The 683-nt window shown below is 62.4% G+C and carries 1 protein-coding gene; it reads left to right on the top strand.

Annotated features, from left to right (window positions below; genetic code table 11):
- Nucleotides 1–170 precede the first annotated feature (170 nt).
- Nucleotides 171–683 (top strand): hypothetical protein (locus EOA60_RS35890; RefSeq protein ID WP_164899923.1); only part of this gene is annotated, 513 nt, incomplete at its 3' end.

The raw sequence follows: 683 nt of genomic DNA, 5'->3' as shown, positions 1-683 counted from the left end.
ATGGCTTTCGATAGAACAGCAAGCTCGCGCCGAACCGTGCCCGCCTTGACGCCTCGAAACCTAGCGTACGCTCTGCACGTCTCACCGCGCACGTCGGCCAGCGTTTTCGGCGGACCCCAGAAAGTCATCAGAGCAGCTATCGCGTAGCCGCTCCGCTCTGCCGATTTCTTGTGAGGCACGTACTCGCGACCGTAGGCTGTCAGGACTTCGGCGATCGAGAGGCGAGAGAGATCACTTTCGCGGGTGACTGGTTTGAACTTTTCCGCGATGTACTGGCCGAGCCTTTTTTCAGCTCCGTCGCGATCTGGTTCGCTGCAGCCTGTGCGCTCGAAGACCTCGCCGACATCGCGGATGACCCACTCTCGGCGCTTCGGGTCGAGGTAGAGGCGGGCGCCTTTGGCTCGTCTTGGCATTTCGTCATCATCTCCCTCATCGCCTGGGGGGTGACGAAGTCAGCCCGCCCTACCCGCATGATGGTAAGCCTGCCACGCCGTGCTTCCGCTCGCAACGTGGCCGGCGTGATGCGCCCTCGAAAGAAAACGTCGCAGGCCTCTTTGAGCGTCAAGGGCGCGTCGCCGAAATCAGGACTGGCAGTCATGTCCAGCCCTCCCGGTCGACTTCAGCGCGGCCTCGGCTTCAAGGGCGCGATGTTTCCAGATGTCCCGATCGGCGCTGATCTGCCG

It is taken from the genome of Mesorhizobium sp. M1A.F.Ca.IN.020.06.1.1 (genome assembly GCF_004023265.1).
In the GTDB taxonomy this organism is placed as follows: Bacteria; Pseudomonadota; Alphaproteobacteria; order Rhizobiales; family Rhizobiaceae; genus Mesorhizobium.
The sequence above is the reverse complement of the archived record's forward strand: the minus strand, read 5'-3'. Positions and strand labels throughout refer to the sequence as shown.